The sequence below is a fragment of the Acaryochloris sp. CCMEE 5410 genome (genome assembly GCF_000238775.2).
GTDB lineage: Bacteria > Cyanobacteriota > Cyanobacteriia > Thermosynechococcales > Thermosynechococcaceae > Acaryochloris.
This window is the reverse complement of the sequence record NZ_AFEJ02000001.1, coordinates 1,008,026-1,021,763: the sequence shown is the minus strand read 5'-3', so window position 1 is coordinate 1,021,763 and position 13,738 is coordinate 1,008,026. Positions and strand designations below refer to the sequence as shown.

Genomic DNA, 13,738 nt, shown 5'->3' with positions numbered 1-13,738 from the left:
TTTGCCCCTGTTCACTTGTAGGTGGAGATCCTGAGGTGCGTTTTCTGCTGACGATATGTTCAGTTGTCTGCTTAATCTAATGGGCGCGAGTCTCAGGTTTGTTGGATATTCTAAGCCATATACCAATATCCTGTTTTGTGGAATATGGGGTGGCTTTATGGTCCACGTCCCAGGTCAATTATCAAGGGCGTAAGCACAGAATCGGGGATGTATGGCTCAAAGAAAAACGGGTCAAGGACAATAGATCCTGTACCCGAATCAAAAACTTGTCATGAGCCTAACATCGCAATTGCCAACCGTACTAGAGCATCACGAATTTCTAGAACAGGTCGAAGCACTCAAAGAAGCACCCAGCCTGAGTCAGATGGTTTATATCGTTCTGCAAATGGGTTTGTTTTTGGCTCGCTGGCTTCTGGAGGATGAACTCTCACGGCGAGCAAAAACAGTATTGGAATGGCCGAGGTGTCCCACTTGCGGAACCCGCTTGCACTCGAAGGGATGGGAATCTCGTCAGATGCAGACACTGGTGGGAAATATTGCCTGAAAGCGACGGGTGGGTCGTTGTCCCCACAGGTGTCCAGGTAGTCTATCCGCTCCTTTGGATCAATCCATTGGGATTACCTCCTATCAGCACAGCAGTGAAGAATTGGTTCGTCTAGGCTGCTTGTTAAGTCTATTTATGCCCTATGAACTGGCCAGTTGGATGCTGAGTCAGTGGAGTGGTTTATCCGTCAGCTCATCAAGCTTGTGGAGTTGGGTGCAAGTCATGGGCAACAAAGCTTATCAGGAGCTAGAGACTCAACTCAAAGCTCAAGCCTCAGGTGACCAGACTCCTTGTGAAGCGATTTCAGAGGTGTTGTCTGTTCTACCTTTGGCCATTGCTGCTGACGGTGTGATGGTGCCCTTTCGCCCCACCCCGAAAACCCCCAAGGGAAAAATCCAGTGGCGAGAAGTCAAAGTTGCTATCTTAGCCCGCCTAGGAACACGGGGCACCCGAGCACAAAAGCGTGTCCCCCAACTACTACGTCGAAGACTGGTGGCAGTATTGGGCGATATCGACCAGTTCATCCCCTTACTGCACCTCGAAGCCCGCAAACAAGACTTTGAATCGGCCCCAAGCGTCATCTGGTTGAGTGATGGGGGGCGAGGCTTCTGGCGAGTCTACCGCACCTTGTTCTCTCACTGTGCTGTGGCAGTTCTCGATTTCTTTCATGCAGCAGGCCATCTTGCACGAGCAACAAAAGCGATGTTTGGGGATGCTCGCTCTGCTCAAGCCCAAGCCTGGTTTCGGCGCTGGCGACACCAATTGCGACATGGGCAACACCTATTAGTATTGCGGTCCTTGACGATGTTGATTCACTCACAATTGTTTACGGGCAAATCTTTTACGACGTTGCTCCAGGTACAGGCTTATTTCCAGCGCCATCTGCGACACATCCAATATCGCCACTTTGAACAACTACAGATACCGCTGGGGTCAGGAATGGTCGAAAGTGCTTGTAAGTGGCTGATTCAACAGCGCTTTAAGGGGGTTGGTATGCGCTGGAGTGAGGATGGTTTCAATCATCTACTCATGCTGCGGCTTGCCTGGGTCAATCAACGGTTTGACTCCCTATTCCCAGGGGTAACCATTCCGAAGTCTAAGGCATCCCCGATCCATTAGCTACGCCCAATTATCAAGGCTTAAATTCTGTAATCAGTCCCTACAACAACTATGTCTAATCGATGGTTATTGGGTGAGGTCGAAGGGTTTGAGGCCGAAATGACAGGAAGGTCGACCCATTTGATTACGACGATTGCGGGGGCGAGGGCAGGAGCCTTACGTTCGCTGCAATCAGAAACGATGGATGAAATGCAGTGATTTTTTCGGTTCCCTGTTGAGGTTAGGGGGCTTGAAGCATTTTTGGTAGAACTTATACAATAATTTTCCGATTGACTATATTATTCTTGCGAATAAACCAGTAGATACCCCTTAAATACCAATAGGGCAAACGCATAATATGATGGGCCTGCTTCCTTAAGGCTACCGAAGCTTCAATCACCACATCCTGGTTTTGATAAATGGGGTCAACCTTTAACGTCGCCTCAATTAATTGTCTTGCTTCTTGATGTTGATAGTATTGAGCATGTATGCCAATCCCCGTAAAGGCTTGGACATGATAGGACGGTGGATATGGGAGTAGCAGTGCATCACTGGTCGAGGCTGTGGTCAGACTACGAATATCACTATATTTTGTGACAAAGTCAACGTTCCTAATTCCACCCCCCATATAGACCAACATCCTTGTTTTTTCCTGGGTATTTATCCATGACGCGCAAAGTAAAGGTGGTCCGAAAATCACGCCATGAAATAGAAAAAAGGCTTCGTGTGAAAAATAAAGGGACTCACCCAATTTATTAAGTTTATGGAAAGCCGTCTTGAATTTTCTATCGTTGATGTTCGGGACTGGCTCGAAAAGGAGTTCTGCCTGGCAAAGCATTTTGACTGAGAAATAGACAGTGAAATTGATGGCAATGCCTACAACGATAATAAAAGCCAAAATATATCTGAGAAATAGGCTCATCTCTACTGTGTCAAACGCCAGTTAAATAAATCTTTGAGGAGTAACTTAGAATACCCAAACTGCCCACACGTCTCTGCTATATTCGCTGCCGATCCAGTCTATGCAGGGTTTCAGTTATTCAGCAGAACATCACTTCGTATTTTGATTGAGGTGATTGACCTGTTGTATCGCTGAAAAATAGCCACACAATATTTCTGGACATCGATTGTCGTGAATCTTGTAATTCTGATGTAGGCGGTTGGGTTTTTCGGCTGCAATACAATTGTTTTGCATTATTAAAAAGTAATGTTTTTATTGAGGCCCTAGATCATTGATTACGGATGACGTTTGAGTGTCCAAAATGATGGTGCACTAGGTGAAAACTTTTGTGTGCGAGCGATTTCAAAGCCATTCTTCTGGTAGAACCGCACTGCCTGTTCTGTAAAAGTGACAACATAACAGGGTAAGCCCTCATCACTCGCCCGTCGCAAAATTGGTTGCAGTAGCTGACTCCCTACTCCTTGTCCTTGTTTGGCTGGATGCACCACCATCATCCCCAAATACCAGCAGGGGGCATTCTCCATGTCTTGTTGATGAGCTATTTCAGTTTGGTATAGAACAGTGAGCCATCGCCCCAATCGGTTCCAACCTACTTTCACTGGCAATCGATACAACTGAAGTTGCAATACCATCTTTAATTGCTGGAGCAGTTCACTAGAGAATTCACCAGGAGGTAACCAAGCAGCAACCCCTTGCAAGTCAGATGTTGTATAGATCTGTTCATACTGGGAGCAATAGGCCATTACTCGTTTCGTTAACCAAGTTAAAGCCTGAAACCGCAGGTGTAGATCGTCGGGTGTTAGATAACTAAAAACCGGATCAGATTCAAATGCCTTTGCGGCAATTTCACTGGCATCGACAATCTGTGACGGTTTTAACTGGAGCACATCCAAGGAATTCATGATTGACTGACCTGAAGATGGAGGGAAAGTTAATTGGGCAATGAATTTCCTAAATACATCGCCCAAGCATGTTGTCGGTCTATTTATTGCAGCAATGACTAAGCAGCAGGCATAAGTCCCAATTGCTGCATCGCAGATAGCAAGTTGGTTTCATACCACCACTCAGTGATCTTGCCATCTTTGATTTTGAGCATTGTAAAATCATTTACCTTGACTGTGTTATGGGTTGCAGGCATGCCTAAAAAGGGGCCAGACTGCTGACCTTCTAAGGTCGATCGATAAATGACCACGTCATCTTCAGCCACAATATTTTCGATAGTTTGTTTGATTTTAGGAAATCCAATAAATAGGTCTTTGTTGAACTGTTTATTCGCTTCTAAGCCAACAATTTTATCCGGCGAACTATTGAAGTGATAAACGATATTGGGAGCCATCAACTCATCCCAAACGTGTTGCCAATTGGGTTGTGTTCCCCAGCCTTCTTTCGCTAACTGAAGGGCAATGTCCTTGTTGACTTGGCTTAAGCTTTGATTGATGGTTGATGAATTTACTGGTTGAGCCATTGATAGAGTCTCCAAACTAAGCATTAACAAAAAACAAGTAACCAAACCAAAGACGAACGAGCCTTTCCAGCCTAGAAACTGGATCGCTCGCCTTTGCCACGTCGTATGCATAAAATGCTCCATACGCTACCGTATGTGATTAACTTAAGCTATGATTTCGAAGTTGTCAATACGGCAGCGTATGGAAAAAATTAAAAAAAAGAAAAGCCCCGACGCGAAGCTTGGGCGGCAAGACTGGATTAATGCAGGGTTGATAGTTCTGGCAGAAGGGGGGGTGGAAGCTGTCCGAATTGAGCCGTTGGCAAAGCGGATGAATATGACCAAAGGCAGCTTCTATTGGCACTTTAAAAATCGAAATGATTTATTGGATGCCATCTTGGCTGAATGGGTCGAGCTTGATACCAACGGCATTATTGAACAAGTCGATCAAATCGACGCGGATCCGAAAACGACGTTACTGTACCTATTGGAACTCGCCTACGCAGATAACGAATTTATGCCCGGTTTGGCTGATGGCAGAATTGAGAATGCGATTCGTGCTTGGGCCAAGACTGATCAAAAAGTGGCGGAACTCATTGCCCAAGTTGACCAAAAAAGGCTCAACTACACCAAAGCATTATTTCTAAAAATTGGATTTTCTGAAGCCGAAGCATTGGTTCGTGCTCGTTTAGCTTACTACTCCTTGGTGGGTGAGTTGACGATTGGGGTGCCGACTAATCAAACCAATCGATCAGCTGAAATCCAAATGCAACACGCTATCTTAACGTCCAACATCAATGGATAAAACTCACAGAGAACCTAACCCCGTAGCTCTGGTCATATAGCTGTTATCTATGTGCACAGGGGGTGATAACCCCGAAGTTAGGGTGTTCTGCAGATACTGACTATATAAGCACTTAGCTAAAATTAATTACATAATCATCGCTGTAGGTTTTCAAAACTCTTTCCACATATTCGACCAAAGATGACCACCCCCAGTAGGCACTCATTTCAATCCACTGATATTTCATGAATTGCCACAGACGCTCAATCAAATTTAGATGGGGAGAATAGCTTGGCAACTCAAACAAGGTAATTCCCCGTTCGGCCCACTCTGCCTTCATCTCATAGATTGCTTGGCTCGTATGGATAGGGGCTTGATCCATCACAATGACGGTGGGCACCTCCACGTCAGCAAAGAAGGTATCAATGCAATGACTGACAACCTCACTGGTGATGGTCTGTTCTGATGTATAAGCATATAGCCCTTGTCGTCGACTCAAAACCCCAGAACATTCAAGCGTTTACTTGAACGAGTCGGGATTTCCAGATAAGTCCCTATGGGTTGCCATCCATAGGGAATACAGGGGACTAACGAAAAACCACTCTCATCCATAAAGAATAGGTGGATGTCTCCCTTCTCTTCTTGTTTCTTGAGATGTTCTAACTGCTGTTTTTTCGAGGTAGTCGGCATATAAAGGCTGGCCTGATGTCCCTTGGCGAAAGCGATGCCAGCTCATGTCCATCTGCTTCAAGACGCGTTTAACGGTGGCCTTTGACACGCGTACTGACCACTGCTGTTCAATCTGAGCTAGCACCCGATTGAGTTGGATGGGAGATGCCTGAGTCCACTCATAAATCTGCTGTTGTTGGTCGGGATTAAACATCGGTTTTCGACCTCGGCCTGGGCGATTATAGAGTCCTGCAAAACCACGGTTATTCCAAGCCTTAAGCCAGTTGTACACGGTTTTAGGACTCACACTAAAAAGGGAGGCTAAGGTGTAGGGACTCCAACCCTGGGCAGACAAAATGAGGCAATGGGCGCGTTGTCTGACCTGATGATGGCGACTACAGTGATAAATCCGATGCAATAAGCGTAAGCTTTCGGTGGAGATAGGACGGACTAATGACATCAAATCAATGGATGTAAAAAAGAGGACTCAGGTAGTTTACAACCTGGAAATTCTATGTAATTAATTTTGTCCATCTGCTTAATTCATCAAAATTTTCCAATCAGTGGGGGCCACTTCAATGCCTGCTGGCTTAGGTAAATCAAACAAAGCGACGGTATGACTAACCCTAAGTCATCCTGTAGATAGAACCAAATGAGGGTAAGAGCAGTTATGATCTCAGTACGTATAACACTGTTAGTTTTTAATTTGAGGTCAACATTATTCTGAAAAAACCCAACATTAACGGCAAAATCCGTGCAAGAAAAGTCCTACTGATTGATCAAACCGGAACGAAACAAGGTGTTGTTGATACGCAAGAAGCTCTATCCCTTGCTCAACAAGCTAAACTGGACTTGGTCATCGTCTCTGAGCGGGAAGATGCGCCAGTTGCCAAGATTATGGACTTTGGAAAGTATCGATACGAGCAGAAAAAAAAGCAGAAACAATCTTCTGCTAAACCTTCCCTCAAAGAAGTCAAACTCCGCCCTAATGTGGGTGAGGCTGATTATGGGGTCCGCATTAGCAGGGCGTTGCAATGGCTAGAGAAAGGGGACAGCGTTAAGTTCCAAGTCCGTTTGCGAGGCCGAGAGCATCAACATCGCGATCGCGCCACCGATTTACTGCAGAGAGTGATCGATGATTTAAGTAAGGTGGGTGAGGTTCAAATTTTTGATCGACGAGCGTTGATTGTCCAGCTTGTACCGTCTTCATAAAGCTGATTCTTTGGGTGAGGGTAGACCAGGATAATAAATAGAGTTCAGCGGGCAGAGTGCGATTTGTGAAGTGCAATGCTCTGCTCGCTGTAGGAAGTAGCTGGGCATTGCTACCAAAAGGCCCTTCGGAAGAATACCCAGTCACCATCTTCGTAGCTGGTCAGCTTGGGTAAAGGTTTATTAGAGATTTCAACATAGCTATGCTTTAGCAGCAGGTGTTTAGAAGCTTCGTTCCCAGGGGTAACGGTTGCCCAAAATTCCCTCACGCTATATTGTTCCTGAACGAAATCCTGTAGCCAGACTAAGGCTTCACTGCCATAGCCTTGCCTCCAGTATGCAGTGCCTAGAATATAGGCGACTTCGGCACGGTGTTCGATTACCGTAGCTTCCACTCTGCCAATGGCGATTTGGGAAGCTTTATCGCGAACAATATAGTCAACCCAGGTTTCATTGTGCCGATGAGCAGAAGGCCCCTGCTCTCTTAGTGTAAAGGCTTTTAGCAACTCATCACTCGTTGGTCCAATACCATCATCCATATGTTCATAGACTTTTGGATCGCACAAAATAGGCTCTAATTCTTTCGCATGATTTCGGGTGACCCGTTCATAGATAAGTCGCTGAGATTCGAGGGACATATGTGAATTAGCCTATGGATTTACGCTTAAACTAGGTCAAGAATATTTTTCCAAAGCACTTGAGGCGAAATACTGGAGTAGCCAGATTCTTGAGCATCATTGCATTCGATGATGATCCATTGCCCGTCTATCGTTTTTGCAATATCGATCACAAGAAAAGGAACTTTCAGGCGTGAGGCTGCTTCTTGGGCTATAGACAGCCCCTTATCAATTCCTTGGGTGGAATATGGTGGGAGTTGATACCAATATTGTCCCCAGCCGACGCAGTGACCGTTCCACCAAAATGAGCGAAATTCCAGAGAGGGTTGGATTTTCCCAGGGACGTTTTCTGGTGCAGGAGCAAGGTCTATAAATTCTCGCAAAACGATTTTTTGCCAGTGGAGAATCGGATCATTTTGGTAGTGCTGTGAAATATTTGCATAGTCTGCTGGGGTGCGGATGATTGAAAGCTCAGGATTGTGCTGGCTAGTTTGTCGGGCTCCTTTGATAAAGATGGGAAATGAAAAGATATCGCTGATTTCTTCTAAGGGTGGGAAGGACTCAAAGCAGACACTTCTGGGTGTGAACTCTTGAACATAGGAATACCAGGCAGGAAGTTCACTCGCTAAAACATGCTGTTCAGGTGAGTTGATTAAGCGAAGCCCCTTCGATAGGTATTCGTCGTATCTATTTTGATAATCCGAAATGGCACCTGTACGAAGTACGCATAGATGTTGATCCTGCCAGTAGTAGGGGTGACTGCACTGAAAAAATAGCTCGAAGTCAAAGTCGTAGACCTCCACATTCGTTTTGTGGGTCATGATGGTGAGTTGATCTTCAAGCCGAAGGGAGCTAATCATGGCAGCCTAGTGCTGACGGAGGATTACTAGAGTTACCCCATTTAAACTGAGGAGGACGGTGAAATGATTAATTCGATTCATCGCTTTAGCATAGGGCCAATAACCTCAATGCGGTTGGTCACGATTCCATCCAAAGGTAGCCCTTTGATTTGGGCAAACGCTTCAGGTGTATCAACCTCAATTACATAGGGCTTGCTTCGAAAGTCTAAGGTTGAATATTTGCAGTGTATCCAAGTGTTGAGCGCCCTTGAGAAGTGCAAGAAAAATCGTTCAAAATACTCAAAACCCTTGCACATGCACCCCAATGTATCGTCGTCCATCCCCCGGTCAACTGTCCTTTGAAAACTTCTACTTGCCCTTCGGAGGCAAACTATCAGAAGAGAATCGCTGGGTCAAACTCGCCGAGCTGATTCCCTGGGAAAGCTTTGAATCAGAATATGCAGACCAATTCAGTCAGACCATGGGGGCACCTGCCAAACCCTTTCGTGTGGCCTTAGGGACCTTAATCATCAAAGAGAAATTGGGTGTATCCGACGCAGAGACCGTAGAACAGATTCGAGAGAACCCCTACTTGCAGTACTTTCTGGGGTTTAGTGAATATCGAGAGAGTGCTCCGTTTGATGCCTCCATGCTGGTTCACTTTCGCCAACGGTTGAATCTAGAGCTGCTGACTCAAGTCAACGACGCAGTCGTGGAATCAGTGCTCGCATCTGAGGGTTCTCCTGTTGTGATGTCCCTGAGTCATCTCCTTCTCCTGAAGATGACGAAGATGAGCCTCCTGCCCCTCCCAACCAGGGCCAATTGTTGATAGACGCGACCTGTGCGCCAGCCGATATTCGCTATCCGACAGACTTAGATCTGCTCAATGATGCCCGCAAAGCGAGTGAAGCCATCCTTGATGCTTTATATGCTCAAGTCATGCTGTCTCTCAAGGGCAAACCTCGCACCTACCGCCAAAAGGCCCGCAAAGCTTATCTGGCCATTGCCAAGAAACGTCAACCGAGTCGCAAGCTGATTCGTAAAGGGATTCGTCAGCAGTTGGGCTATGTGCGTCGGAATCTAGCCCACATTGATGGATTGATAGCTTTAGGAGCGTCTCTGTCCCGACTGTCCCGGCGACAGTACCGTCTGTTGCTGGTGATTCATGAAGTCTTTCGACAGCAAGAGTGGATGTATCAACAGCACGTGCGTCGAGTAGATGACCGTATTGTCAGCCTCACTCAGCCTCATGTCCGACCGATGGTCCGAGGCAAAGCTGGAGTACCTGTTGAGTTTGGGGCCAAGCTATCCCTCAGTTGTGTCAACGGATGTGTGTTTCTGGAACGTTTAAGCTGGGATGCGTTCAATGAATCCCAGCATCTTCAATATCAAGTGGAAGCTTTTCATCGTCGCTTTGGCCATTATCCTCTCTCAGTCCATGCCGACCAAATCTATCGAACCCGAGCTAATCGACGATGGTGTAAAGCTCGAGGTATCCGATTGAGTGGACCACCGTTAGGAAGACCTCAACAAGACCCCCAGGTGCAGGGCCAACTCAAGCAACAAGCACGGGAGGACGAAAAGGTGAGAGTCCAAATTGAGGGCAAGTTTGGGCAGGCCAAGCGAAGATTTGGCTTGAATCGAGTGATGGCGAAGTTAGCGGATACGGCTGCTAGTGCGATTGCTATCACGTTCTTGGTGATGAATCTAGAGCGGTGGCTCCGCCACCTTTTATCATTCATTTTTGGGTGGGATTGCTGGTGTTGGAAAGCGTTATGGAGCTGCCAGGGCTGCCTTGGGGCTTTTCTAGGGCCAGTGAAGGAATATGGCCCTGGCCGTCACAACTGGGTTGATTGTACGATTTGATGCCAGGAATTAGCTCAATTTACTTTTTCAGCAAACCCTACATAGACCTTCAAGTTGGCTTCTTGAGCCCTGGTTAACAATAGCCCCGGCCAACCCGGAACATAGGGCAGCAATTTGCTAGGGATTCCTAAGGCATACTGTCCACAGACTTTGGAGATTTCACCTGAAAATACCATGGATAGATATTGAGGTATGCAGGCTTTGGCTTCCTTGCGGGTGGGGAATAACTTCTGCAGTTCTGGGACGGTTGCTTTTGCGATCGCATATCTGTTTTCAGTCGAAAAAAGATGAATATTGCGACGCTGTTGAGGTGAATGTTTTAGCAAGGACTCAGCCAAAAGCTTGACCGTTTTCTCAAAGGTATCTTTTTGGTCTACTAAAAATCGGCGATCGGGAAATGCCTCCATCACTTCATTAAAGGTGGGCATTAAGCCAATTCCCTTTCCCCGAAATGGGAAGGTTTGGCCCCCGTCAGCAGTATAACCGTAGCCAATATCGAGCTGTTTGAGGGTGGCCATATTTTGTTCATGGGTAATGCCTTGATTATTGGTGCGACAGTCAACTGTCCAGTCATGAAAAACGGCTAACTGATTGTCTGTGGTGGGGTGAACGTCAATTTCGACTATGTCTGCGCCATAATCAAAGGCTGCCTGAATCGAAAGAATGGTGTTTTCTAGATAAGGATGCGTAGGCGGATAAATGATTTCTGCTGTACAAGTATCATTCTCCAGATTGTCCAAAGGAAAAGTTTGACTCACTCCTCGATGAGCAATCAGGGTAAAGGATTCAGCATAAGGCGAGAGGGGCCGAGGCCAAAATAGATAAAGGGCAAGCACCAGTATGAAAGTAGTGACGCTAGCCAGGATAAAGAGGAAGATTTTGTGGAGTCTGTACCAAAACTTCCGATGCGGGTGAGGGTTAGCGGGGTGTCGCATAGATTTTTTCCGGTAAGAAATGGGCTGCAACCCAGCTTGCTCAGGGGGCTGCTATCCAGGGCATTGGGAAATGGATGGGACACCTAACAACAGCCTTCGAAGGCCACGGCAGATTGGTTCCAGGTTCTGTTTGAAAATTGACGATGAAGATTTAGAGATTGGTATGGCTGGATGCCTGTGTTGTTTGCCGCTTTAAGCTAGTGCTCGACCACACTGAATTAGATAGGTAAGCTAGAAACAATCTAGCTGTTTTTAGCCAACCAATCATGCCTGATAAATATATTGTGACGCTAACGCCTGAAGAACGCAGTGAGCTGATGCAACTCACCCGACGTGGAACCTTGTCAGCGCGAAAAATGAAACGAGCCCAGATTTGATGTTGGCAGATAAGGGACACAAAGACGACACCATTACTCAAATGCTCAATGCAGGCATCTCTACCGTGCATCGTACTCGCCAGAAATTTGTGGAAGGTGGTGTGGAGTTCGCCCTCAATGAGCGTCCCAGGCCAGGGGGGCAAAAGAAGCTCGATAGCAAAGCAGAGGCCTTGCTCATTGCGACAGCTTGTAGCGACCCACCTACCGGTTGTTGCCGGTGGACCATGCAGCTATTGGCAGAACGGCTAGTTGAACTCAACGTCGTCGAAAGCCTATCGGATGAAACGGTGCGACGCACGCTCGAAAAAACAGCTTAAGCCGTGGCTAAAAGAGCAGTGGTGTTTTTCTACTGTAGGCGCAGACTTTGTTTGGCGGATGGAGAACGTTCTAGATTTGTATGCCCAACCCTACCATCCTGAGGAGCCTGTTGTTTGTTTTGATGAACGGCCTTGCCAACTGATTGGCGAAACCCGGGTGCCCCGTCCACCAAAGCCCGGTCGTCCCCAACGCTACGACCATGAATATGAGCGCAAGGGCACTTGTAATATATTTGGCTTTTTCAACCGCTTAAAAGTTGGCGACATTTGAAGGTGACTGAGCATCGAAAAAGTGAGGACTTTGGGGTGTGCATGCAGTATCTAGTAGATGGTCTGTTTCCTGATGCTCAACAAGTGCACGTTGTCTTAGACAATCTCAACACCCATACTCCCGCTGCACTCTACAAACCTTCAAACCTGATGAAGCTTTGAGGATTCTCAGTCGCATCCAGTTTCACTACACTCCAAAACATGGCAGTTGGCTCAATATGGTTGAGTTTGAGTTTTCGGCTCTTTCTAGGCAGTGCTTAAATCGACGAATTCCTGATATTGAAAAACTCCGGCATGAGGTCACCGCATGGGAACAAAGGCGTAACCGAGATAAAACGACGGTTAATTGGTTATTTACAGTGGATGATGCACGAACTAAACTCAGCCGACTCTATCCCCAAACTACCCTGTCATAATCACTGTGGTGAAGCACTAGGATTTCAGGGATTATGCAGGAGAAGTCTGTGCCCATGAGTTCTGAAGACAATGCCCATGCTGTTGCGATCGCAATCCTGTATCAGCAAAATCAGTACTTAATGCAGCTTCGGGATGATATCCCAGGGATTGCCTATCCAGGGCATTGGGGATTTTTTGGTGGGCATTGCGATCCGGGTGAACATCCCGACGATGCCATTCATCGAGAGTTAATGGAAGAACTAGGTTTTCAGACTTCTAATATTCAGCTATTTAATCTCTACCCCGATCCAGGTGTCGTCCGTCATGTATACTATGCGCCGCTTACAGTTTCCCTCTCTGACTTGGAACTTATGGAAGGGTGGGATTGGGGATTCTTTTCTCCTCAACAAATTCAAGATAGCAAGCGATATTCACAAAAAGCCCAAGGTATATTTCCTTTAGCCTATCCCCATCAGAAAATTTTGCTGGACTTTATGGCATTCCAAAATAATCAGCATGAATCTCAAAAATAATCCTCCACTGGTCAGTCAGTAGAGGATTATTTGTTTTATCTAGATATGTAAAAAGGATTTTTAAAAACTATTGAGGATCGTCGACTCGCACAGTTTCCTCTTCTCCTGAACCTTCAGGCTTGCTAGCTTCAGCTGCACTGGGTTCGCTAGCTGGGGCTGGAGCCGGGGTAGAGGCTGGCGCTGGAGCAGGGGTTTCTGCTTTGGGAGCCGATGCTGGGGCCGGTGCAGCAGCAGGCTTACTTGCAGGTTTGGCTGCTACTGGCTCTTTAGTTTTTTTTTCCGGTACTTTTATATCTAGGGTGGTTCTGGCTGTCTCTAGGGTTTTATCTGCCCCTTTCTTTGTCGCTAACAACAAGGATTTCCCAGCTTCAGCTACAAGATTGCCGTCTTCGGTCTCGCTAGCTTTGTTTTGAAAAGATTTCACACTGTCGGATATATCGTCTACACGATCTCCAAGCCAGCCTATTGCAGCTACAACTAAGAAAAGGACGTAGCCAATCATTAAAAAGGTCTCTTTGCCGATCTCCCATAGAAGAAGGAAGAACTGCTTGAATTGGTCCCAAGTCTCTTTAGCTGTGACTAAGCTCCACCATTTGTCAAATTGTTCTTTAAATGGGTTTTTACTCATCAAAGATATCTCCGCTCCAAGAAACCAAATGCCACTACTATCATGGACTGTTGTCTGAACTGGGTCAATCCGGTTTGATTGCGGAAAATCTATCATTTTTCCAAAGACTAATCAGATCTTTTGAACAGAGTGAATCTAGGGCTTTAAGGTAGGAATATTGAAAGATTCATTCTGAAATGGATATCGATTAACTGGGTGGGATAGCGACTCCATCCTGACATTGGATGTGATAAACCCTTTTAGAACGGATG

11 protein-coding genes and 4 pseudogenes are annotated in these 13,738 nt (G+C 46.3%); 7 read left to right on the top strand and 8 right to left on the bottom strand.

What is annotated here, in order from left to right:
• Positions 1–271: 271 nt before the first annotated feature.
• A pseudogene (locus ON05_RS04540) lies at positions 272–1,663 on the top strand (ISKra4 family transposase).
• A 51-nt stretch (positions 1,664–1,714) separates the two neighbouring features.
• The gene (locus ON05_RS04535; protein WP_175307226.1) at positions 1,715–1,861 is read left to right on the top strand and encodes a hypothetical protein; all 147 of its coding nucleotides are present in this window, start codon (positions 1,715–1,717) and stop codon (positions 1,859–1,861) included.
• A 52-nt stretch (positions 1,862–1,913) separates the two neighbouring features.
• Here ON05_RS04535 and ON05_RS04530 read toward each other — a convergent pair whose 3' ends face one another.
• The 3 genes from ON05_RS04530 to ON05_RS04520 all read right to left on the bottom strand — a co-directional run bounded on the left by ON05_RS04530 (position 1,914) and on the right by ON05_RS04520 (position 4,068).
• Positions 1,914–2,564: a hypothetical protein gene (locus ON05_RS04530; protein WP_010474586.1), complete on the bottom strand. Its 651-nt coding sequence runs from the start codon at positions 2,562–2,564 to the stop codon at positions 1,914–1,916.
• A 314-nt stretch (positions 2,565–2,878) separates the two neighbouring features.
• The gene (locus tag ON05_RS04525) at positions 2,879–3,505 is read right to left on the bottom strand and encodes a GNAT family N-acetyltransferase (protein WP_010474587.1); all 627 of its coding nucleotides are present in this window, start codon (positions 3,503–3,505) and stop codon (positions 2,879–2,881) included.
• Positions 3,506–3,603: 98 nt separating this feature from the next.
• Positions 3,604–4,068 (bottom strand): ester cyclase, encoded by a 465-nt coding sequence (locus tag ON05_RS04520; RefSeq protein ID WP_010474588.1) that lies wholly within the window; start codon positions 4,066–4,068, stop codon positions 3,604–3,606.
• Positions 4,069–4,249: 181 nt separating this feature from the next.
• On the opposite strand from ON05_RS04520, the gene ON05_RS04515 reads away from it, so the two are divergent.
• A complete protein-coding gene (locus ON05_RS04515) occupies positions 4,250–4,852 on the top strand; it encodes a TetR/AcrR family transcriptional regulator (protein ID WP_262561205.1) in 603 nt (200 codons plus the stop codon).
• Positions 4,853–4,964: 112 nt separating this feature from the next.
• Here the strand turns inward: ON05_RS04515 and ON05_RS04510 are convergent.
• A pseudogene (locus ON05_RS04510) lies at positions 4,965–5,960 on the bottom strand (IS630 family transposase).
• Positions 5,961–6,217: 257 nt separating this feature from the next.
• Here ON05_RS04510 and infC point away from each other — a divergent pair.
• Positions 6,218–6,712: a translation initiation factor IF-3 gene (gene infC / locus ON05_RS04505; RefSeq protein ID WP_085945279.1), complete on the top strand. Its 495-nt coding sequence runs from the start codon at positions 6,218–6,220 to the stop codon at positions 6,710–6,712.
• Positions 6,713–6,822: 110 nt separating this feature from the next.
• Here infC and ON05_RS04500 read toward each other — a convergent pair whose 3' ends face one another.
• Positions 6,823–7,347: a GNAT family N-acetyltransferase gene (locus ON05_RS04500; protein ID WP_010482401.1), complete on the bottom strand. Its 525-nt coding sequence runs from the start codon at positions 7,345–7,347 to the stop codon at positions 6,823–6,825.
• A 26-nt stretch (positions 7,348–7,373) separates the two neighbouring features.
• Entirely contained in the window at positions 7,374–8,186 is an 813-nt protein-coding gene (locus ON05_RS04495; protein ID WP_010482399.1) for an ATP-grasp domain-containing protein, read from the bottom strand.
• Between the two features lie 304 nt (positions 8,187–8,490).
• Between ON05_RS04495 and ON05_RS04490 the strand changes: the two are divergent.
• Positions 8,491–10,018, top strand: a pseudogene (locus ON05_RS04490) (IS5 family transposase).
• A gap of 27 nt (positions 10,019–10,045) precedes the next feature.
• On the opposite strand, the gene ON05_RS04485 reads toward ON05_RS04490, so the two are convergent.
• Positions 10,046–10,966: a glycerophosphodiester phosphodiesterase family protein gene (locus tag ON05_RS04485; RefSeq protein ID WP_262561204.1), complete on the bottom strand. Its 921-nt coding sequence runs from the start codon at positions 10,964–10,966 to the stop codon at positions 10,046–10,048.
• Positions 10,967–11,232: 266 nt separating this feature from the next.
• Between ON05_RS04485 and ON05_RS04480 the strand changes: the two are divergent.
• Together ON05_RS04480 and ON05_RS04475 are read left to right on the top strand one after the other, a co-directional pair.
• Positions 11,233–12,346, top strand: a pseudogene (locus ON05_RS04480) (IS630 family transposase).
• 54 nt (positions 12,347–12,400) lie between these two features.
• Positions 12,401–12,859 (top strand): NUDIX hydrolase, encoded by a 459-nt coding sequence (locus tag ON05_RS04475; protein ID WP_039779159.1) that lies wholly within the window; start codon positions 12,401–12,403, stop codon positions 12,857–12,859.
• A gap of 67 nt (positions 12,860–12,926) precedes the next feature.
• On the opposite strand, the gene ON05_RS04470 is transcribed toward ON05_RS04475, so the two are convergent.
• Positions 12,927–13,487, bottom strand: coding sequence for a hypothetical protein (locus ON05_RS04470; protein ID WP_236618863.1), 561 nt, complete (start codon positions 13,485–13,487; stop codon positions 12,927–12,929).
• Positions 13,488–13,738: the final 251 nt, after the last annotated feature.